The 22,446-nt window shown below is 32.5% G+C and carries 18 protein-coding genes; all 18 read left to right on the top strand.

Annotated features, from left to right (window positions below):
* The first annotated feature begins 9 nt into the window (after window positions 1–9).
* Window positions 10–1,011, top strand: coding sequence for an ABC transporter ATP-binding protein (locus P3X86_RS18270; protein ID WP_483294170.1), 1,002 nt, complete (start codon window positions 10–12; stop codon window positions 1,009–1,011).
* Window positions 1,001–1,951, top strand: coding sequence for an ABC transporter ATP-binding protein (locus P3X86_RS18265; protein ID WP_483294169.1), 951 nt, complete (start codon window positions 1,001–1,003; stop codon window positions 1,949–1,951). The genes P3X86_RS18270 and P3X86_RS18265 overlap by 11 nt, the downstream gene beginning before the upstream one ends.
* Window positions 1,952–1,981: 30 nt before the next feature.
* The gene (locus P3X86_RS18260) at window positions 1,982–3,136 is read left to right on the top strand and encodes a dipeptidase (protein ID WP_483294168.1); all 1,155 of its coding nucleotides are present in this window, start codon (window positions 1,982–1,984) and stop codon (window positions 3,134–3,136) included.
* Between the two features lie 45 nt (window positions 3,137–3,181).
* Window positions 3,182–5,320, top strand: coding sequence for a CocE/NonD family hydrolase (locus tag P3X86_RS18255; protein WP_483294167.1), 2,139 nt, complete (start codon window positions 3,182–3,184; stop codon window positions 5,318–5,320).
* Between the two features lie 217 nt (window positions 5,321–5,537).
* Window positions 5,538–7,766 (top strand): CocE/NonD family hydrolase, encoded by a 2,229-nt coding sequence (locus tag P3X86_RS18250; protein WP_483294166.1) that lies wholly within the window; start codon window positions 5,538–5,540, stop codon window positions 7,764–7,766.
* A gap of 381 nt (window positions 7,767–8,147) precedes the next feature.
* On the top strand, window positions 8,148–8,453 hold the full coding sequence (locus P3X86_RS18245; protein ID WP_483294252.1) for an ATP-binding cassette domain-containing protein: 306 nt from the start codon (window positions 8,148–8,150) through the stop codon (window positions 8,451–8,453).
* 443 nt (window positions 8,454–8,896) lie between these two features.
* A complete protein-coding gene (locus P3X86_RS18240; RefSeq protein ID WP_483294165.1) occupies window positions 8,897–9,922 on the top strand; it encodes a LacI family DNA-binding transcriptional regulator in 1,026 nt (341 codons plus the stop codon).
* Entirely contained in the window at window positions 9,915–10,742 is an 828-nt protein-coding gene (locus P3X86_RS18235) for an ABC transporter permease (protein WP_483294164.1), read from the top strand. Before P3X86_RS18240 ends, P3X86_RS18235 begins: the two co-directional genes overlap by 8 nt.
* Window positions 10,743–10,747: 5 nt before the next feature.
* Window positions 10,748–11,533, top strand: a complete 786-nt coding sequence (locus P3X86_RS18230) for an ABC transporter permease (protein WP_483294163.1) — start codon at window positions 10,748–10,750, stop codon at window positions 11,531–11,533.
* A 15-nt stretch (window positions 11,534–11,548) separates the two neighbouring features.
* Entirely contained in the window at window positions 11,549–12,601 is a 1,053-nt protein-coding gene (locus P3X86_RS18225) for an ABC transporter ATP-binding protein (protein WP_483294162.1), read from the top strand.
* 14 nt (window positions 12,602–12,615) lie between these two features.
* Window positions 12,616–13,704 carry an ABC transporter substrate-binding protein gene (locus P3X86_RS18220; RefSeq protein ID WP_483294161.1) on the top strand — a complete coding sequence of 363 codons (1,089 nt, stop codon included), beginning with the start codon at window positions 12,616–12,618 and terminating at the stop codon, window positions 13,702–13,704.
* A 69-nt stretch (window positions 13,705–13,773) separates the two neighbouring features.
* A complete protein-coding gene (locus tag P3X86_RS18215; RefSeq protein WP_483294160.1) occupies window positions 13,774–15,492 on the top strand; it encodes an adenine deaminase C-terminal domain-containing protein in 1,719 nt (572 codons plus the stop codon).
* A 1-nt stretch (window position 15,493) separates the two neighbouring features.
* Window positions 15,494–16,243, top strand: coding sequence for a nucleoside phosphorylase (locus P3X86_RS18210; protein ID WP_483294159.1), 750 nt, complete (start codon window positions 15,494–15,496; stop codon window positions 16,241–16,243).
* A 358-nt stretch (window positions 16,244–16,601) separates the two neighbouring features.
* Window positions 16,602–17,555: an MBL fold metallo-hydrolase gene (locus P3X86_RS18205; protein WP_483294158.1), complete on the top strand. Its 954-nt coding sequence runs from the start codon at window positions 16,602–16,604 to the stop codon at window positions 17,553–17,555.
* An 826-nt stretch (window positions 17,556–18,381) separates the two neighbouring features.
* Window positions 18,382–19,128 (top strand): Fe-S cluster assembly ATPase SufC, encoded by a 747-nt coding sequence (gene sufC / locus P3X86_RS18200; RefSeq protein WP_483294157.1) that lies wholly within the window; start codon window positions 18,382–18,384, stop codon window positions 19,126–19,128.
* 11 nt (window positions 19,129–19,139) lie between these two features.
* Window positions 19,140–20,543: a Fe-S cluster assembly protein SufB gene (gene sufB / locus P3X86_RS18195; protein WP_483294156.1), complete on the top strand. Its 1,404-nt coding sequence runs from the start codon at window positions 19,140–19,142 to the stop codon at window positions 20,541–20,543.
* Between the two features lie 11 nt (window positions 20,544–20,554).
* Window positions 20,555–21,718 (top strand): Fe-S cluster assembly protein SufD, encoded by a 1,164-nt coding sequence (sufD, locus tag P3X86_RS18190; RefSeq protein ID WP_483294155.1) that lies wholly within the window; start codon window positions 20,555–20,557, stop codon window positions 21,716–21,718.
* Window positions 21,719–22,083: 365 nt separating this feature from the next.
* Window positions 22,084–22,446: hypothetical protein (locus tag P3X86_RS18185; protein ID WP_483294154.1), on the top strand; the 363-nt coding region annotated here is incomplete at its 3' end.

Genomic DNA, 22,446 nt, shown 5'->3' with positions numbered 1-22,446 from the left:
GAACTAGCGGTGAAGGATAAATTACTTGAAATTAAAGATTTAGATATAAATTATTATACATCTGAAGGTGTTGTAAAGGCGGTTAATGGGATAGACTTAGTAATTAACAAAGGAGAGACAATAGGTTTAGTTGGAGAAACTGGTGCTGGCAAAACAACTACAGCCTTGGGTATTATGAGATTATTACAGTCACCTCCAGCTAAGATAGATGGAGGACAAATCATAATAGATGGCCAGGATATACTTAAACTAAATGAAGATGAAATGAGAATGGTGAGAAGTGACAAAGTATCAATGATTTTTCAGGATCCTATGACAGCGTTGAACCCTGTACTGACCGTAATAGACCAAGTTGCTGAGGTTATAGAAATTCATCAAGATGTAACTACAGAAGAATCATTTGAGAAGGCTGGAGAAATGCTCGAAAAGGTTGGGATACCAAAAGAAAGAGGAAAAGAATATCCCCACCAGTTTTCAGGAGGGATGAAGCAAAGAGTTATTATAGCGATAGCGCTTGCATGTAATCCACATTTGTTATTAGCTGATGAGCCAACTACGGCATTAGATGTTACCATACAAGCTCAAGTGTTAGATATGATGCGTCAGCTTAAAGCACAATTTAATACATCCGTGCTTTTTATAACTCATGACTTAGGGGTGGTTGCAGAGATTTGTGATAAGGTTGCTATTATGTATGCTGGTGAGATAATTGAATTTGGAACACTTGAAGATATTTTTGAGAATACTAAGCATCCATATACCATTGGATTGTTTAACTCAATACCAAAGATAGATGAAGACGTAAAAGTTTTACAGCCTATCGAAGGCAATATTGCAGATCCCATGAATTTACCATCAGGATGTAGATTCCATCCAAGATGTAACCATGCATCTAAGAAATGTAAGGAGCAACTACCTAAAAGTACGAGTATTGGTGATGAGCACATCGTTAAGTGCTTCCTATATGAAACTAATCAAAAAAGTCAGCAGGTGATTAATTATGCAAAGTAATAAACTAGTGGAGATTAAGAATCTAAAGAAATATTTTAAGACGCCAAAAGGTATGCTACATGCAGTTGATGATATTACTCTAGATATAAGTGAAGGAAAAACCTTGGGAGTTGTTGGAGAATCAGGTTGTGGTAAATCAACTACAGGTAGATTAGCTGTTAATTTACTTACACCTACATCTGGAGAGATTTTATTTAATGGAAAAAATTTAAGCAAAATAAACAAAAATGAGATGAAAGAGATTAGAAAGGAAATGCAGATGATATTTCAAGATCCCTTTGCATCTTTAAACCCAAGAAAAACTGTTAGTGAAACGATAGCAGAGCCTTTAAGGATACATAAAATATGTAACAATAAATCTGAACTGAATAATAGGGTAAAGGAGTTAATGGATACAGTTGGTCTATCTCAAAGACTAATAAATACTTATCCTCACGAACTTGATGGAGGCAGGAGACAAAGGGTAGGTATAGCAAGGGCAATAGCATTAGAGCCAAGTTTCATTGTATGTGATGAGCCTGTATCAGCTCTAGATGTATCTATACAAGCACAAGTTTTAAATCTTTTAAATCAGCTACAAAAGGAAAAGAATTTGACTTATATGTTTATAACCCATGATTTATCTGTAGTTAGGTTTTTTAGTGATGATATCGCAGTTATGTATTTAGGTCAGTTGGTTGAAAAAGCTTCAGCTTCTGAGCTGTTTTTAAATCCTACACATCCCTATACTGAAGCATTGCTCTCTGCTATACCTGTACCTAGGTTAAGAAATAGACCAAAGAGAATAATACTTGAGGGAGAGATAGTAACTCCAATTAATCCTAAGAGAGGATGCAGGTTTGCATCTAGATGTATTCATAAGAAGAAGAGATGTGAAGAAGAAAGCCCGCAGTTAAGAGATATTGGAAACAATCATTTTATATCTTGTCATGTTAAATAATAGAAGGAATTAATAAAGGAGGTAGGTAAATTGAGAGCAAAAATAGATTTATATAACTTTAATCTAACTAAGGACCAAGAGGAGCGAGCAAAAAAGATACATGATGAAAGTATTATTATAGATATGCTGTTTCAAGGACCGCTATCACCATACTCCTTAACAAAAGAAATAGAAGAAAAAACTAGAAAAGATGTATTAGCTATTACAAACGATCCATTTAAACAAATAGATTTGTCTCAGCAACTGTTATTAAGATATGCAATAGAAGGAAAACTTCCAGCATTCAAAGAATGTTGGTATGATTCGGGGATAACAGCTGGCAGTAGGCAAGCAGGTACAACTTCAGTAGAAGATATTGTATTTACTCAAATGCAATTTGATACATTTGACTGGTTAATAAAGGCATTAACTGTTGAAGATATCAGAAAGGCAAAAAGAGAAGGTAAAAAAGCTGGTATAGTACAAAGTCAATCGCCAGATGGTTTAGAGGACAATATAGATGGTCTAGATGCTATATATGACTTTGGAATGAGAGTTTTACAACTTACATATAACCTTCAAAATAGAATTGGGTCAGGAAGCTATGAAAAATCAGGTTCTGGAATAACTCAGTTTGGACAAAAATTTATTGAAAGAATGAATAAGCTAGGTATGGTTGTAGACTTAGGACACTGTGGTAAGCAAACCACACTAGATGCTTGTGATATATCATCAGCACCAGTTATTGCGTCACATACGTCAGCAGAGGGTGTGTATTTTCATAAGAGAGCTAAAAGTGACGAAGAGTTAATCAAAATTGCGAAAACAGGAGGAGTTATTGGAGTATTTGCAATGCCGACATTTATGGATCGCTTAGATAATAGGTTTAATGTCACTATAGAGAAAGTTCTTGATAATATAGATTATATTGTTAGTTTGGTTGGAGTGAATCATGTAGGGATAGGTACAGATTGGCCAATGAGTGAACCGTTTTGGTCAATTGAAACCATGAAAAATGAAGTTGCACCAAAGTTGGGATTTGTTAAGGAAGAAGGTCCTGATAGAGAATATATAATAGGACTAAAGGAGTATAGGCAGTTTATTAATATAACTAGAGGATTAATTTCAAGAGGATATTCTGATATGGATACTAAAAAAATACTTGGAGAGAATTGGATGAGAGTATTCAAGCAGGTATGGAAGTAGTGTAAATCATGTATTTTCAAATAATTTATAAGGAGATGTTGTAGAATGAGTATTTATTTATATAATACTGAGTTTTCCATATACAAAGCTGGTTTATATGAGGGAACAATAAGATTTACTGAAGATAAAATAAAAAGAGCTCCTGTAGATGCTAGAACGAGGGTTCAATTATATTATGATGAATATAAGCAAGAGGATGCTCTAGGTGAACTTCCTTATAATATGCTTTATAAAAATATGAAGTGCTATTGTGAAGGAGAATGGAAAGGTGAGGAAACAAGGCTGGAAAATGGTGATCTCTACAGTAAGCATATAACTTATACTGGAGAAGTGGATGGGAAAAAGGTAACTTCTCAGCTGTGGGCTCAAAGAGAAAATGGTCGTGTTACTGATATATTAACTGTAGATGGAGAAGTAATAGGATTTATACAACCTGGCAGAACGCAAATGATAATTATGGTAAAGAAGGGTTATGAAAAAGTAACTCCGCTAGTTAAATATGATGACCCTATTCTATCGCCTATTAGATATGGAGTAAACTTTCTTGGAAATTACATGGTAGAGATGAGAGATGGAGTTAAGTTAGCAACAGAGGTATATCTACCAGAAGGTATTAAACCTGATGAGAAGATTCCAACGATTTTCATTAGAACATGTTATGGTAAAGGTGATGAAGTAGGTAGGTTTTTACACTTTGTATCAAGAGGATACGCCTTTGTATTACAAGATGTTAGAGGAAAAGACGATTCAGAAGGAGAATTTCTACCGTATTATCATGAAAGAGATGACGCTAGCGATACTATTGATTGGATAGTAGCTCAAAAATGGTCAGATAGTAATGTAGGAATGTGGGGTGCCTCATACTTAGGATATATAGTAATGTCTGCTGCTGAAAGTGGTCATCCAAATCTTAAAGCGGTTGTAAGTGAGGTAAATGTCGGTTCCCCATTTATAGATACTATAAGACCAGGCGGAACAGTAGGATCGTGGCTAACATTAGGTTGGTCTCTAGCTCAATCAGTTGACAGAAGAATGGATTTTGATATTTTTGAGGGCAAGTCTGTAAAGACTAATGATGTTATAAATATAAGACCTATAAAGGAAATACCTAAAGAGGTAATAGGCAAAGAATCATATCACTGGGATGTTTGGAGTAAGCATTATAAATATGATGATTTCTGGAGACATGGAGACTTAACTGAGCATGGGCATAAGATTAAGGCTGCTATGTTGATTCAGTCAGGATGGCATGATGGTGACATTAAAGGTGTGGCAGAAAGCTGGAGAGCGTTGACAAAGCATGATGTACCTAATAGAAGAATAGTATTAGGGCCATGGCATCATGGACTTAATAGTAATAGAGATATGATGGATTTCAAATACGGTAACAATGCCATTGATTATGATTTTGATATTAGAGTATTAAAATGGTTTGATAGATTCTTAAAAGATATAAAAAATGGAGAGGATAAAAAACCAAGAGCAACATATTATTTAGATACTGAAAATAAATGGATGACATCAGATGATTGGAATCCAAAGGAGACAACATTAACGAATGTTTATCTAGCTAGTAATGGCAATGCTAACTCTCGTTTAGGTGATGGTAAAATAGTATCTTCTCCAGCAGAAACTATGGAGGATATATATAAATATGATCCTAAGAATGCATTTGGTACTGAGGATATGATGGAATGTGAGCCTATTGTACTTAATGAACTAGAGATGAGAAGTGATACAGTAGTGTATACATCTGAACCTTTAACAGAAGATTTAGCAGTAGTTGGAGCTATGCATGCTGAATTCTATGCATCAAGTAGTGCAGTAGATACAGACTGGAATGTTATTATTGCAGAGATTGATGAAGATGGTGTATCAAGAAAAATCTGTGATAATGCCTTAAGAGCAGAATATAGAAAAGGCTTTAATAACCCAGAATTATTAACACCTGGGGAAGTTGAAAAATACAGGATAGAATTGCCTTATCAAGGGCATGTATTTAAAAAGGGATATAAGTTAAGAGTGATTATAACATCGTCAAATCAATACATGTTCTTTCCAAATACTAATACTGGAGTAGATCCTTTTGATGAGCCAGAGCCAATTATTGCAACTCAAAAGATATATCATGGTACAAAATACCCTAGCCATATTGAACTACCAGTTTTGTACGGTAAGATGTAGTTAATAGACTAAATTTTTAGTATTTATCCACGGCATTATTAGGACAAGTACAATTTCCTCAAATATTCCCCCCGGCTATGCTGGGGTAGAAAGATCTATCCTGTGAAAACGTTTGCTAATGGGACTAGTTAACATAATAGTTTATTAAAAGGAGGGGATTAATTATATTAGTGCTTGCATAAATAGAATATAGAATTTAAATTGGGAGGGTTAAAAAATGAAGAAGACGCTTAGCATATTACTAGTATGTGTATTAGTCTTAAATATTTTCATTGTAGATTGTAAAGGAATAGAAGATAAAGGGGCAAACATAGGTAAGAGCAGTTATTTATATGATACGGAATTTTCCATATACAAAGGTGGTTTGTATGAGGGAGCAGTAAGATTTACTGAAGATAAAGTAGAAATAGCTCGTGTAGATGCTAGAACAAGGGTTAAATTATATTATAATAAACTTAAGCCAGAGGATAACCGTGGTGGCCTTAATTATGAAATGCTTTATAAAAATATAAATAGCTATTGTGAAGGTGAATGGAAAGGTGAAGAAATAAGGCTGCAAAATGGAGATATGTACAGTAAGCATATAACGTATACTGGAAAAGCAGATGGGAAAAAGGTGACTGCTCAGCTGTGGGCTCAAAGAGAAACTGGTCGTGTTATGGATATATTAACTGTAGATGGAGAAGTAATAGGATTTATACGACCGGGCGGAACGCAGATGATAATTATGGTAAAAAAGGGTTATGAAAAAATAACTCCACTAGTAAAATATGATGACCCTATTCTATCGCCTATTAAATATGGAATAAATCACCTAGGGAATTACATGGTAGAGATGAGAGACGGGGTTAAATTGGCTACAGAGGTATATCTACCAGAAGGTATTAAGTCTAACAAGAAGATTCCAACGATTTTTATTAGATCATGTTATGGTAAAAGCGAAGAAGCAGACCCATTTTTACCTTATGTATCAAGAGGATATGCTCTTGTACTACAAGATGTTAGAGGAAGAGATGATTCTGAGGGAGAGTTTCTACCATATTATCATGAAAGAGAAGATGCTAGTGATTCTATTGATTGGATAGTATCTCAAAAATGGTCAGATGGTAATGTAGGGATGTGGGGCGCCTCATACTTAGGATATGTAGTTATGGCGGCTGCTGAAAGTGGGCATCCAAATCTTAAAGCGGTTGTAAGTGAGGTAAACGTCGGTTCACCATTTATAGATACTGTAAGACCAGGTGGAGCAGTTGGATCATTCCTAACATTAGGCTGGTCACTAGCACAATCAATTGGCAAAAGAATGGATTTTGAGGGAAAGGAAATAGATGCTGATAGTCTTATAAATATAAGGCCATTAAAGGAAATACCTAAACAGGTAATAGGCAAAGAATCATATCAATGGAGTGTTTGGAGTAAGCATTATAAATATGATGATTTCTGGAGACATGGAGACTTAACTGAGCATGGACATAAGATTAAAGCTGCTGTGCTGCTACAGTCTGGATGGCATGATGGTGACATTAAAGGTGTGGCAGAAAGTTGGAGGGCATTAACAAAGCATGATGTACCTAATAGAAGAATAGTATTAGGGCCATGGCATCACGGACTTAATAGTAATAGAGATATGATGGATTTCAAATACGGTAACAATGCCATTGACTATAACTTTGATATTAGAATATTAAAATGGTTTGATAGATTCCTAAAAGATATAAAAAATGGAGAGGATAAAAAACCAAGAGCAACATATTATCTAGATACTGAAAATAAATGGATGACATCAGATGATTGGAATCCAAAGGAGACAACATCAACTAATATTTATCTAGCTAGTGATGGCAACGCTAATTCTCGTTTAGGTGATGGTAAAATAGTATCTGCCCCAGCAAAAACTATGAAAGATGTATATAAATACGATCCTAAAAATGCATTTGGCTCAGAGGATATGATGGAATGTGCGCCTATTGTACTTAATGAACTAGAAATGAGAAACGATACAGCAATTTATACATCTAAACCTTTAGCAGAAGATTTAGCAATAGCAGGAGCTATGCATGCTGAATTCTATGCATCAAGTAGTGCAGTTGATACAGATTGGAATGTTATTATTGCAGAGATTGATGAGAAAGGTGTATCAAGAAAAATCTGCGATAATGCAATAAGAGCAGAATATAGAAATGGCTTTAATAAACCAAAATTATTAACACCTGGGAAAGTAGAAAAATACAGGATAGAATTGCCTTATCAAGGTCATGTATTTAAAAAGGGACATAAGTTAAGAGTTATTATAACATCGTCGAATCAATACATGTTCTTTCCAAATACTAATACGGGAAAAAATCCTTTTGATGAGCCAAAGCCAATTATTGCAACTCAAAAGATATATCATGGGACAAAATACCCTAGCCATATTGAGTTACCTGTTTTATATGGAAAGTTGTAGTTAGTAGTATAATTTAGTTTAACATTAGTAAAGAAAAGAATCTTTAAATAATATAACATTGAGAGATAACTATTTGTTAGTGGAAGTGTATGAACATATATTAAATACGAAAAGAGAAAAAACTACTCTATAAAAATAGATGCTCTATGAAAGGATAGAGCATCTTAACTTTTGTTCTGTATAAAGGGGTAAGTTATATATTGTTTAGTACAATCCTACAGATAAAAAAACTAACAAATTATATATAAAAAATAGAATATAATATATGCTATAAGATGTAATCTGATTATAGGAAATATGTTGTTAACAAAAAAATAAAAAAGCACTTGAGTTTGTATAAAAATTGACAAAGTGATAATTAAGGTGATAGAAGAATGCTAAATTTTTCAATGGAAATTAAATGGGCTTGATGGTAGAGGAAAAGAACTTGCTTCAGATCTTTCAGGAGGAGAGAAGCAGCGTTTAGGAGTAGCACGCTCTATTTTCAAAAATGCGAATATCATATATGCTGATGAGCCGACAGCTTCACTAGATGCAAAGAACCGCCAACTTGTAATAGACTTACTTAAAAGGCGAGTTCAAAGTGGGGCTACAGTTATACTTGCAACGCATGATGAGAGGCTTGTAAAAGAATGTGATAAAATTATAGATCTTTCAAAATTTGAAACAATATTAAATAAAGGTTAAGATAAGTAATCTAATAGACAAAAATTTAAAGCTCTGACGTTTAAACAAAGCAACGGGGCTTTTTTTGATTACTTTTTCATCAATAATTATTAAATTAATTTTTATGCTTTGGCTTTAGATCCACTTATTTATAGTAGGAGCGATACATAATAGAACATAATATATAATGATCCCTATCTTATACTAAATTCTTATACATTTTATTTTCTTTTCTTTAATTTGGTGTAATCTCCATTAATGATCTAAATATATCCGAAAAACCACTATAATGTTTATACCTACCGCAGTAATATAATCCAACGTTTACTATATAAACACAAAATAATACGAACGATGTTTTAAAAAAATATTTTAATATATGTATTTTTATGATATAATCATTTTGAAAAAGTTTTCATGACTTATGAAAGTATTTTCATAAGTTTCAAGAAAGGAGCATCTTAATGGCTAAAATTAAAGATGTAGCAAAGCTAGCTAATACATCTATATCTACTGTTTCAAGAGTACTCAATGGCTCTGCTAATGTTAAACCTGATACTAAAAAAAGGATATTATCAGCTATTGAGGAGTTAGGATATAAACCTCTAGTGAGAGAAGTAGAGGGAAACATCTCATATACAAATACAATAGGATTAATAGTACCAGATATAGAAAACCCCTTCTTTGGTAAGATGACAAAAATTATGACTGCTATATTTGATAAGTATGGATACAATACTCTGCTTATAAATATAGATAGTGTCATAAAAAACAATCAACATCCAATTGATTCAGTTAAAAATAAGGTAGATGGCTTAGTTTATGCGTCATCTTACAAATACGAAGAAATAATAAATAAAGCAAAGGAATTAAAACTACCAATAGTAATAATGGACAGAGAGATAAGAAATATGATGGTTAGTTCCGTTGCAGTAAACAATGAATATGCAGGTTATATTGCAACAAAGCACCTAGTAGATATGGGACATAAAAGAATAGCCTTTTTTGGTGGCCCAGAGACAATGCAAGTTTCTTACAAAAGGATGGAAGGATATAAGCAATGTCTGATAGATTCAAATCTAGAGGTAGATGAAGAACTAATAGTGTTTGGTGATTTTAGAATGAATGATGGATATAACATGCATAAGTCGTTAGTTGAAAAAGGAGTACATATAACAGCAATTCTAGCAGCTAATGATTTGATGGGTATTGGTGCAATTAATTACTGTAATCATATAGGATTAAGAGTACCTAGAGATATGTCAGTTGTCGGGTTTGATGATATAGACCTTGCATGTTCAATAACCCCAAATCTCACTACAATATCCTATCCACTGGAGAGAATGGGTGAATTAGCAATAAAGTCAATTATCGATCAAATGAACAATAAAAATAAGCCACAGCTTATTACTTTATACCCTGAGCTTATAAAAAGAGAAAGTACAGGTAAGAGTGAGGTATGTCCAAAAGGAAGTGATCATAATGCGTAAAAACAAACTAATATATTTGATGCTAATCCCTGGTGTACTAGTCCTAACACTTTTTTTAATAATACCTATTTTAATTACTATATCACAAACATTTAAAGGTTCAGACGGAATAACAGCTCATACATATATAAAATTGTTTACAAACAAGCACTTTATAAGTGTGTACATAAGAACAATCAAGTTGGCTAGCATAACAACTATCATAGCTATCATACTGGGTTTTCCAACAGCTTACTATATATCAACAACAAACAAAAAAGTGAGGGGCTTATATATTATGTTTGCAGTATTTCCCTTATTAACAAGTGCAGTAGTAAGATCTTTTAGTTGGATGGTTATTTTGGGAAAAAAAGGTTTGTTAAATACTATGCTTATGAAGTTGAGTATAATAGATAAACCATTAAAGCTACTATACAACGAAGTTTCTATAGTTATTGGATTAGTGTATTTATTCTTACCATTAATGATTATGTCACTAGTAGGTGTGATGGAGAACATAAGCTCCGATTTGACAGAGGCGGCAGAGAGTTTAGGGGCATCAAAATTAAAAGCTTTCTTGAAAGTTATTTTACCACTCAGTATACCGGGACTTATAGTTGGTAGTGTATTGGTATTCACAGGTAGCCTTACAGCATATACTACGCCACAGCTTTTAGGAGGGAGTAAATCTATGGTTTTATCAACACTGATAAAGCAAAAAACATCTACTCTTAATAATTGGACAGAGGCATCTGCAATCGCGACAATAATGATAGTTACAACCTTAATCGTAGGTTCACTAATAAAAAATATGGCTAAAAAGCTTAATAAAGCAGGGTGATAATAATGAAAAGAAAAAATTGGTTTTTAACTATAATAGCAGTTGTTGTATACATGTTTTTGCTAGCTCCTTTAGTTATAATAACTGGAGCAGCTTTTGGAAAGGATAGTTTTTTAAGGTTCCCACCAAATGGATTTACTTTTAAATGGGTACAAAATATCTTTAATGTAGAAATGTTTATTAGAGCGTTTTACATAAGTATCAAAGTGGCTGTTATATCTACAACAATAGCAATGATAATAGGCATACCAGTAGCGTATGCACTAAGTAGATTTAATTTTAAAGGAAAGAGTATAGTGCAGGGTATATTTATTACCCCTGTAATAGTACCAGGAATTGTATTAGGATTTTCATTGATGAACTTTTTGATTATCAAACACGAATTACCAGTATTTATGAGCCTATTATTAGGCCATACAATAATCATACTTCCATATATCATAAGAGTAATATCATCAAGTCTTGATAACTTTGATTATAGCATAGAAGAGGCTGCAATGAGTTTGGGCTGTAATCAGGCTAAAGCCTTTTTCACGATAGTATTACCAAACATTACTTCTGGAGTGCTAGCAGGTTTTATATTAGCATTTATAAACTCATTTAATAATGTTCCGATGTCAATATTTCTTATAGGGCCCGGGATTAGTACGCTACCTATTCAGATGATGAGCTATGTAGAATATTATTTTGATCCAACAGTGGCGGCACTATCAGTAGTATTGATGTTAATAACAGCAGTATTGATGTTCATAGTTGAAAAAACACTAGGACTTAACTTTTTTACAAAGTAAATTAAGGAGGATGTCATGTCACTTATAGAATTAAAAAACATAAGCGTTGCGTATGGAAAAAACGTAGTACTAAAAAATCTAAATCTTAATGTGGAAAAGGGAGAGCTTATATCTCTTTTAGGGCCTAGTGGATGTGGTAAAACTACTACACTTAGATTAATTGCTGGTTTTAATACAGCAACAGAAGGTCAATTTATATTTAACAATAAAGACTACACTAAGATACCAGTTCATAAACGTAATTTTGGATTTGTGTTTCAAAGCTATGCATTGTTTCCTCATATGACAGTGAGTGAAAATGTAGCCTTTGGGCTTAAACTTAGGAAAGTAAATAACAATGAGATAGATAAAAGAGTAAAAGAAATTCTGGAGATTGTAGATTTAAAAGATTATGCAAGTAGATATCCAAAGGAACTTTCTGGTGGACAAAGACAGAGAGTAGCATTAGCAAGAGCCTTGGTTATAAAACCGGATCTCCTTTTATTAGACGAACCCCTTAGTAATCTAGATGCTAAGCTTAGAGTAAAAATGAGAGTAGGTATTAGAAAAATACAGCAAGAATTTAATATAACAACTGTATATGTTACTCACGATCAAGAGGAGTGTTTTTCGATATCTGATAAAGTAGCTGTAATGAATAAGGGAGTTATCGAGCAACTAGATAAGCCACAAAACATCTATGTGAATCCGAGAACACAATTCGTTGCAAACTTTGTTGGTTTTGAAAATTTCGTAGATTTTAAGATTGATTCAATACAGAGCAATTCCTACAAGCTTAAAGCTATAAATGGAACAAGTTTTAACGCTGTTTCAGATAGAAAAATAAATACAGAAGGTATCAAGGGTACAATACGCCCTGATGAAATTAGATTTGCAAGGGAGAGTGATAAAGAAAATATCATAAAGGGTAAAATCAATATTAGTACTTATCTAGGTAAAGAGTATCAATATGTAGTTAATACTGAATTAGGGTCGCTAATAGTTAATGGATTAGCAGACTGTAGGTATTCAAACGGTGAAAATGTAAGTCTTCACTTACCAAAAGAAAAAATTATATTAGTTGACTAAGGAGGAAATTTAATATGAAAAAATTATATTTAATAATGACTTTAGTTGTAGTAATGAGTTTTGCAATAATTGGATGTAAAAAAGATGATGCACCAGATAAAAATAAAGACAGTAATGCACAAAGTGAAGTAAAAGGAGAACCAACAGAATTTATAGTATCTACATGGGGTTATAATGAGGACAAGCTTAGAAAAAATGTATTTGAGCCATTTGAGAAAGCAAACAACGTGAAGATAGTATTAGAAGTTGGTAATAACTCTGATAGATTAAATAAGATTAGAGCTTCTAAAAATAGTAATATTGACGTTATATTTTTAGCTAACTCATTTGCTATACAGGGAGTAGAAGAAGGTTTATTCGAGAAAATAAATAGAGACAACATACCTAATCTAAAGAATATATACGATTTAGCAAAAGCTCCACTTGGAGAAGAATATGGACCAGCGTATACTCTTAATAAAACTGGTATCGTATATGATAGTGAGAGTGTTGATTTAGAGATAAAATCATGGAAAGATTTATGGAATGAAAAACTAAAAGACAATGTAGCAATCCCTAATATAACCACTACAGCAGGACCTTCAATGGTTGTGATGGCAGGAGCTAAAGCAAATATAGATGCATTAGAGAATTCAGATGCAGCATTTGAAGCTTTAGTTGCTTTAAAGCCAAACCTAGTTAAGACATTTGGAAGATCGTCAGAGGCTGTAAATATGTTTGCACAAGGAGAGATAGCTGTAGCAGCAATACAAGATTTTGCTTTTGGAAGAATTAAAGAATCTACACCTACAGCAGTATGGGTAAATCCTACAGAAGGAGCTTTTGCAGGTTTAAATACAGTAAACATAGTAAAGGGAAGTAAAAACAAAGAACTTGCTGAGAAATTTATAGATTGGTGTTTAAGCGAAGAAGTTCAAATGGCAAATGCAGTTGATAAAGTTGATTCACCTGTTAATATCAATGTTAAATTAACTGATGAGCAAGCTCAAGGATTGACTTACGGTGAAGAACTTATTAAATCGCTAAAAGTGCTTGATTGGACAAAAATAAATGGTGTAAAAGCTAAATGGGTAGAAAACTGGAACAATAAAATGAATAATTAGTTTGAGGTTACTAGAATACGGGATTTATTTCGTATTCTAGTAACCATAAAATAATAGGGGTGCATAAGTGTGGTAGTAGATTTGATAATAAAAAATGCATTTGTATATAATACTTATTTCAAAAAATTCTTTAAAGAAAATCTAGTCGTGATTAACGAAAAAATATTATATGTGGGCAGTGATGATATATCAGGATACGAATGTGACAATATAGTAGAGGCTTCAGGTAAATATCTAATACCTGGTCTTATTGATATACATATGCATATAGAGAGTAGTATGGCTACTCCAAGTGCATTTTCGCATGAGATAATAAAAAATGGAGTTACAACCATAGTGTCTGAGCCACATGAAATAGCTAATGTATTTGGGCTAGATGGGATTAAGGAGATGATCTTTAGTGGTAAAGATTGTGTAGCAGATATATTCTATGGTATACCATCATCTGTGCCATCAACAAATAGTGAGTTTGAAACAACAGGAGAAGAAATTGGATTAGAAGAAATAAAGAGCCTAGCACAAAGTGAAAATATCATATGTCTAGGAGAGGTTATGAACTATTATGATGTGGTGCACAAACCAGAGTCAAAGATAAATAAAATCATAGACTATATGAAAACAAATCATCCTGATATGCCAATAGAAGGACATTGTCCTAAAATCATGGGGAAAGATTTAGCTACTTACATCTATAGAGGTATAAATTCTGATCATACACAACAAATGGTTGATACAATGCGAGAACGTATAAAAATGGGTATGTTTATTCAGATACAAGAAAAATCATTAAAAAAAGAAATCATAGATTTTCTAAATAAGAATAATTTGCACGGTAATTATTGCTTTGTCACTGATGATGTAATGGCAGATACATTGAATATACAGGGACATTTAAACAAGATTGTAAAAAAGGCTCTAGAGCTTGGAATGAGTGAGGAAAATGCGATATTTGCAGCAACTTACACTCCAGCTATGAGAATGAATTTAAAAGATAGGGGTGCTTTAGCACCAGGAAAGATAGCGGATATTGTGCTTTTAGATAGTTTAGCAGAGTTTGATATAAACACTGTATATAAAAAAGGGGTGTTAGTCTACCAAAAAGGTATGGAGTATGACTACAAAGGTACTGATTACAGATATCCAGATGGATTTTATAAAAGTGTAAAGCGCAAGAAAGTTACAAAACATGATTTTGATATAAATGCTCCAATAGCAAATGGTAGTATTGATTGTAGAGTTATCAAAGTATCTAACAATACTACTTTTACGGAAGAGGAGATTCATAGTATAAATGTTAAAGACAATAAATTGCAATGGGCAGATAATGGCTGTTGTTTGATAGCTGTTCTTGAGAGATATGGTAAAAACAACAATATAGCACTTGGACTAATAAGTGGTGATACCATCAAAAGAGGGAGTGTTGCTACTACATATGCACATGATCATCACAATATATTGGTGGTAGGTAAAAAAATAGATGATATAGTACTTGCAGTAAACCATGTGATAGATAATCAAGGAGGCATTTATGTTGTAGAGGATAATGATATCAAGGCAAAAATAGATTTACCTATAGGTGGGATTCTATCAGATAAAAGTATTGCTGATATTGCAAGACAAACTAGAGATGTTAGAGAGGCTTTATTAGAGCTTGGATATGATCATTATAATCCAATAATGTCTCTTTGCACTAATAGCCTTCCTGTTAGTCAATTGCTAAAGATAACAGACAAAGGCTTAATAAAATTGAGCGAAAATAAAATAGTAGACTTATTTTTGGAGGTATAAAATGGCTTACGATAAAACATTACAAAAACATATTAGATGTAAAGAAGGAGATGTAGCAGAATATGTTCTAATTCCTGGTGATCCTCAAAGAGCTAAAAGGATAGCAGATACATTTGATACAGTAGAGAAGATAGCAGAAAACAGAGAGTATGTTGTATATACTGGATATAAAGATGGTGTAAGAATCAGTGTGTGTTCAACTGGTATAGGAGGACCTTCAGCAGCAATAGCTATAGAAGAGCTTGCGAAGATTGGAGCACATACATTTATAAGAGTAGGCTCAGCAGGTGGGCGTAGAGAAGATATACCAGTAGGTAGTGTAGTAATAGTAAATGCAGCAGTTAGAGGAGATGGAACTAGTAAAGAATATCTTCCAGAGATATATCCAGCTATAGCTGACTATGATGTTACCACAGCTCTAATGAATGCAGCTAAAGAAATATTGAAAGATGACAAATATTATATAGGGCCAAGTTTTTCGAGAGATGCATACTATATGCAAAATCATAAGCTTAACGAATTGCTACTAGATACTGATGTTGCAGTATCAGAGATGGAATGTGCTACAGCATTTATAGTAGGTTCTAAGAGAAGATTAAGAGTAGGTGCTTTAGTAGGTACAGATTCTAATATAATCAAGAAAAAGCAGTTAACTTTGCAGGAGAAAGATAGATTATACATGCAAGCAGAAAAAAATACGATAGACATAGCTGTTAAGGCTATAGTTGCTATGAGTACAGTTGAAAAGTAAAGGTCAACGGACTGTAGACAAAAAACAATTCTTGCGTTGTTGTTAGAATTTCCGTTGATCACTTACCCCTAAGTAAACTCTGCTACTCAATTTTAACACACTCTGATTTGAGACTTTTACTACAGTCTGTTAACTAGATGACTAAGCGTCAACATTTATGTTGACGTTAATTTTATGCTTAAAAATCACGCACAAATAGATGTTCTAAATAGCTAACTAACCTTATTGCCAAGGAAATATGTTGAAAATTGTCGATAAATATAATATAATAAAAAATGCAATTACTATTATATACTTAATTATGCAAAAAATATACAATAAATGAACAAAATATATGTAGTGTATAGGAGGCTAGGATATGGAGTTAAAAAAAGGTGAAATAGTTCTTGTAAAAGTAGCAAAAGACATATACGGTTGCATGGTTGAAGATAAAGGTATAGGTTGGTCTAATGCAGGGTTTATAAACAAAGGAGATGGCATGGTGGTTGATACTATGTACGACTTAAATTTTGCACAGAATTTAAAAGATTTATGCTTAGAGGTATCTAACAAAGACCCTAGATTTGTAGTTAATACACATGCAAACGGTGATCATATTTGGGGAAACCAGATTTTCGATAAATCAGACTGTATAGGACATATAACTCTTTTAGAAGATGTTAGTAGAGAAAATCCAGAGGACTTTCAAAAATTGAAGATGTTAGCTCAAGTAACCGACGATGATGGAATAAAACAGTTTGCAAAATTCATGGAGCCATTTGATTTCAATGGAATAAAAATAACACCTCCAAATATAACTTTTGAGAAAAAAATGGATGTTATGTTAGGTGATACGAAAGTAGAGTTGATACATATAGGGCCTGCACATACTAGAGGAGATGTGATGGTATGGCTTTCAGAGCAAAAAGTATTGTTTACTGGAGATATAGTATTCAATAAATGTACACCAATTTGTTGGGTGAGTATGAGAGCATGGATTAAAGTATTAGATTATATAATCGAAGAGTTAAAACCAGAAGTAATAGTGCCAGGGCATGGTAAGGTATGCTCAATAGATGAAGTAAAAACTTTAAAAGAATATTTTAATACTGTTTTGGAAGGGACAAAAAAATATTATGCACAAGGATTAAAAGACCCAATGGAAATATCCAAAAATATTAATATAGATCAATACATGGACTGGACAGAACCAGAAAGATTGTATATAAATGTACTTTCTATAATAAGAGAAATAGAAAAGAATTATTCACCATTGAATTTTGTAGAAATTTCAAAAGCAGTAAGAAAATTAGCAATTGCTTTAAGAGGTTAATTTAAACATTCAATTTATTTAACTCCCTTTGACTCGTGTGAGAATAAAGGGGGTTTTGTTAAGTAGCTAACTTAGTAATATAAAATATAAAATGGTATAAAAAAGGCACAAATCATATGAATTGCTATAACTGGTATAAGTATTATTCTAGGTAGGTACAGTAATATTGAATTTGGACAGAACAAGGGATTCATTGCTTAGTATTTACACCATCAATAAATATATTTGATTAACCGTGTGCTAATAATGTCATAGCTCATACTAAAAGAAGAGTTTAAAAATCAAAGAGCTAGTTACATAGGATTTTCACATGATAGAAAATCAATACCATTTTTATCAATAAGAAATTTATCTTATAAAATACTTGGAGTAGTGGGATGATTTTAGAAGAGATTAATCTAGATATCAATTTAGAAGAGACTGTTGATATAATAATGGACAGGTAAAACAATATTTATTGATATTAAGTAGTAATAAAGGGATCAAAACGGTGGATGAAACTAGCGAACATGCCCCTTTTGGACACCTTTACAGATGACAATACAATTGTTACAAAAATGTTATAAGTGTAATTGTAGACATATAATTTTTGTTTGCAGGTACACTTTTTTTGTGCTCTATTTAATGTGAAAATAAGATTATAGCTTAAATTTTTAAATGCATTTAGTTATCAATTTATAAGAATATATTTTAATAAAAATTTAAAAAATTTAATTCCTAGTAAAATTGTAGGTTTTATGTATTGAAGTAGTGAAATCAAAGTGGTAAGATTAAATTAGTAAATAAATGTGAGCTAATTGGTAAATTTATTATAGAAGGTGATAGAATGAGTTTATTAAAAGTAAAAAACTTAAAAAGTAGAGTCGATGATAAAGAAATACTAAAAGGTGTGAACATTGAAGTAAATAAAGGTGAGGTTCATATCATAATGGGACCTAATGGTGCAGGGAAATCTACTTTAGCAAATGTTTTGATGGGCCATCCTAAACATGAAATAGAAGAAGGAGAAATTTATATTGAAGATGAGATAAGTAATGAGCTAACAGCTGATGAAAGAGCAAAGAAAGGGCTATTTTTATCTTTTCAATACCCAGTAGAAATTCCAGGTATTACAGTTAGTGAGTTTTTGAGAACAGCTAAAAATGCTATTACGGGGGAAAAACAGACCATAGGAGATTTCAACGAATTACTAACTCAAAAAATGAAGATGCTACAGATGGATATATCCTATGGGCAGAGATATTTAAACCAAGGTTTTTCAGGTGGTGAAAAAAAGAAAAGTGAAATACTGCAAATGGCTGTATTAGAGCCTAAAATAGCAATATTAGATGAAACGGATTCAGGCCTTGATGTTGATGCAATTAAGGTTGTATCAAGAGGTATCTCTCAGATTAGAAACACTGAAAATGCCATTATTATAATTACCCATTATAATAAAATAATTGAATACATTAAACCAACACATGTTCACATTTTGCTAGATGGAAAGATTATAAAAAGTGGCGATATTGAGTTAGCTGAGCAAATTGACCGTGAGGGTTTTAAATCTATTAAAAATTATATTGTCCAATAAAGGAGGACAAAATGAGAACAAAAACGTATGTTAATGATGTGGAAAGAGATATTTATGATGTAAAAGACCAAGATAGAGCAAGATATAAAACGGATAAAGGTATTTCAGAAGATATTGTAATTGCTATATCTAAACAAAAAGATGAACCTAAGTGGATGTTGGACTTTAGGCTTAAAGCATTAAAAATATACAACAAAAAACATTTCCCAAAATGGGGACCAAGGTTAGACGAGTTAGACATAGACAAAATAGTCACATATGTAAAATCCAATTTGAAGGCTGAAAATAGTTGGGATAAGGTACCACAAGATATAAAAAATACTTTTGTGAGATTAGGTATACCTGAGGCTGAAAGAAAATTCTTAGCGGGAGTAAGTGCCCAATATGATTCTGAGACTGTCTATCGAAATGTAAGAAAAGATTTGCTGGAGCAAGGGGTCATTTATACTGATATGGAAACAGCAGTAAAGGAACATGGGGATATTGTTAAAGAGTACTTTATGAAATTAGTACCTGTACCAGACAATAAATTTACTGCTCTACATGGGGCTTTTTGGTCGGGAGGATCTTTTATATATGTTCCACCTGGAGTGAAACTTAATAGACCATTACAAGCATATTTTAGGGTTAATGCAAAAGGCTCAGGGCAGTTTGAACATACGATTATTATAGTTGATGAAGGGGCAGAACTGCATTATATAGAAGGATGTTCTGCACCAAGATATAATATTAATAATCTACATGCTGGATGTGTTGAAGTGCATGTGAAAGATTCTGCTAGGTTAAGGTATTCGATAATTGAAAATTGGTCTAAAAATATGTATAACTTAAATACAAAACGAGCCATTATCGGAAAAGATGGTATATTAGAATGGGTTGCAGGTGCTTTTGGTTCAAAAATTGCTATGACTTATCCTATGAGCATATTAAAAGGGGAAAGAGCAAAAATAGAATATACTGGAATTACGTTTGCTTCAAATGGACAACATTTAGATACTGGAGCTAAAGTTATTCATGCAGCACCATATACAACATCAAGTGTAAATTCTAAATCAATCTCAAAAAATGGTGGTTATGCATACTATAGAAGTTTATTAAGAGTCAATAAATCAGCGCATCATTGTAAAGCGGTTGCTAACTGCGAATCATTGATGTTAGATAATGAGTCAAAGTCTGATACATTACCAATTATTGAAATCAAAAATGATAATGTTGATATAGGTCATGAAGCGAAAATTGGCAGAATTAGTGATGAAACAATATTCTATCTCATGAGCAGAGGTATTGGAGAATCTGAAGCAAAAGCTATGATTGTAAGAGGATTTATAGAACCTATTACCAAAGAACTACCATTGGGCTATGCAAATAAATTAAATGAGTTAGTTAATCTAGAACTTGAAGGAACGATAGGATAGGAGGTGTCAGGATGTATAATATCGACTTATTACATGAATTAAATAAAGGGAAAAGTGATTCTTTAATCACGTTAAAGGGTAAAATGTTAGAAATATTTGAAAATGAAAGTTGCCCAAAGTGGAAAAGGCTGAGATATTCATTGGACACTATTCCAAGTTACAAACCATTTAATACTCTAAATATTGAAAGCGATAATGAAGGAATAGAGATACAACGTATAGATAAACTAAAAAACGATTTAATATACCAAAGTTATAGTTCCATGGATAAGGAGTATGGTATTGATAAAAAACTGGTGGCATTAAGTGAACTTTTTTGTAATTCAGGCGTTCTAATTCATATTCCTAGAAATAAAAAAACAAAGCCAATTCATATAAAATATAAAATGGATAAAGAAAATTCATTACTTTTAGAACATAATATAATTATCGCAAAAGAAAATAGTGAAACAGAAATTTTTATAGAATATGATAGTGATACTAAAGAAGAGCTATTTCGCAATGGTATAACTAAAATTTACGCAGATAAAAATGCTATAGTAAAACTTGTAAAGCTCCAGACATTAGGAGATAAGGTGACCAACTTTGATGCAAATGTATCAGTAATAAAAGACAATGGAGAGATTGATATTATTCATTGTGATGTAGGAGCAAAAGTTGTAGGTTCTGATTACACATCATATCTAGAGGGAAAAAATAGTACTGTATCAATTAATGGTATTTATATTGGAGATGGCGAAAATAAGATAGATTTATCATATAAAGCATATCATGAAGGTCAATGCAGCAATAGTAATATGGAAGTTAGAGGATTACTGAAAGATTGTGCAAAAAAAGTATTTAGAGGTACTTTGGACTTTAAAAAAGGTTCAAAATTATCTAAGGGAAGAGAAAAAGAAATCGTTATAATGTTAGACGAATCGGTTGTATCTCATGGTATCCCAGCATTACAATGTGGTGAAGATGATGTTGAAGGTGAACACGCAGTAAGTGCAGGGCAAATCGATCAAGAGCAACTTTTCTATATAATGAGCAGAGGGTTTACAGACAAAGAAGCTAAAAGGATTATCGTAGAATCGAACTTTGAGCCAATTGTTCAAATGATTAGCAATAATAATATAAAGGGAAAACTAAAAGAAAGAATTCAAAGTAAATTAATAGATAATGAAGATTAGATTTAGAGTGGAGTAGTGGAGGGTTATATATAATATAAAAAGTACTTGTTACGGCTGTGTAAGTAGACTAAGAAAGAAATTCAGATAACTACGCAAAAACATAAACTAAATTGAGCTTTTGATATCTATAAAACAATAAGGTGGTGTCTAGACAGAGGCATCACCTTAATTGTTTTATAGAACAAATGATACAAGAGAAAATGGAAAAAAAACAAGCGCATTACAAAGGGTGAAAAAATAGTTCATTATACCTAATTCGACATAATGCGCTAAAAAATTCATTAAATTCGTTGTTTAACCATTAAATTTATGCTATAATGTAAAAAAATATTATACAACAAACAAATTTGAAGGAGGATTTAAAAATGAACAAATTAATTAAGTTTTGCATAATTACAACTATGTTTGCATCTATGAGTGTAAGTGCTTTAGCTTCATCAGTACCATGCTCGCCTAATTCAGCTAGTGGGTTAACACCTGCTATGACAAATAATATGAGGTCGATGACGACTTCGGCTATAGGTAACCTTACTACTACACCTAATACGAGGAGTTTCATGACAGATGTTAGATCAAGATTAACTTCTACTATAGGTAACATTACAGCTACAATTATTGAAGGTGACAATGCTACAACAACACCCGATAAAGCTCCAGAAAGTAGTAATGTTGCAACGACACCAATAAAAAATGTAGAAAACGATATGCGTGATATGATGGAGAAGGTT

Source organism: Abyssisolibacter sp. ZYX002 (genome assembly GCF_056892235.1).
The sequence above is the reverse complement of the archived record's forward strand: the minus strand, read 5'-3'. Positions and strand labels throughout refer to the sequence as shown.

Coding starts and splice junctions, on each gene's coding strand:
- P3X86_RS18205 (WP_483294158.1), top strand. CDS start 16,602: ATGGAGTTAAAAAAAGGTGAAATAGTTCTTGTAAAAGTAGCAAAAGAC.
- P3X86_RS18210 (WP_483294159.1), top strand. CDS start 15,494: ATGGCTTACGATAAAACATTACAAAAACATATTAGATGTAAAGAAGGA.
- P3X86_RS18265 (WP_483294169.1), top strand. CDS start 1,001: ATGCAAAGTAATAAACTAGTGGAGATTAAGAATCTAAAGAAATATTTT.
- P3X86_RS18230 (WP_483294163.1), top strand. CDS start 10,748: ATGAAAAGAAAAAATTGGTTTTTAACTATAATAGCAGTTGTTGTATAC.
- P3X86_RS18235 (WP_483294164.1), top strand. CDS start 9,915: ATGCGTAAAAACAAACTAATATATTTGATGCTAATCCCTGGTGTACTA.
- P3X86_RS18220 (WP_483294161.1), top strand. CDS start 12,616: ATGAAAAAATTATATTTAATAATGACTTTAGTTGTAGTAATGAGTTTT.
- P3X86_RS18250 (WP_483294166.1), top strand. CDS start 5,538: ATGAAGAAGACGCTTAGCATATTACTAGTATGTGTATTAGTCTTAAAT.
- sufC (WP_483294157.1), top strand. CDS start 18,382: ATGAGTTTATTAAAAGTAAAAAACTTAAAAAGTAGAGTCGATGATAAA.
- P3X86_RS18240 (WP_483294165.1), top strand. CDS start 8,897: ATGGCTAAAATTAAAGATGTAGCAAAGCTAGCTAATACATCTATATCT.
- sufD (WP_483294155.1), top strand. CDS start 20,555: ATGTATAATATCGACTTATTACATGAATTAAATAAAGGGAAAAGTGAT.
- sufB (WP_483294156.1), top strand. CDS start 19,140: ATGAGAACAAAAACGTATGTTAATGATGTGGAAAGAGATATTTATGAT.
- P3X86_RS18225 (WP_483294162.1), top strand. CDS start 11,549: ATGTCACTTATAGAATTAAAAAACATAAGCGTTGCGTATGGAAAAAAC.
- P3X86_RS18255 (WP_483294167.1), top strand. CDS start 3,182: ATGAGTATTTATTTATATAATACTGAGTTTTCCATATACAAAGCTGGT.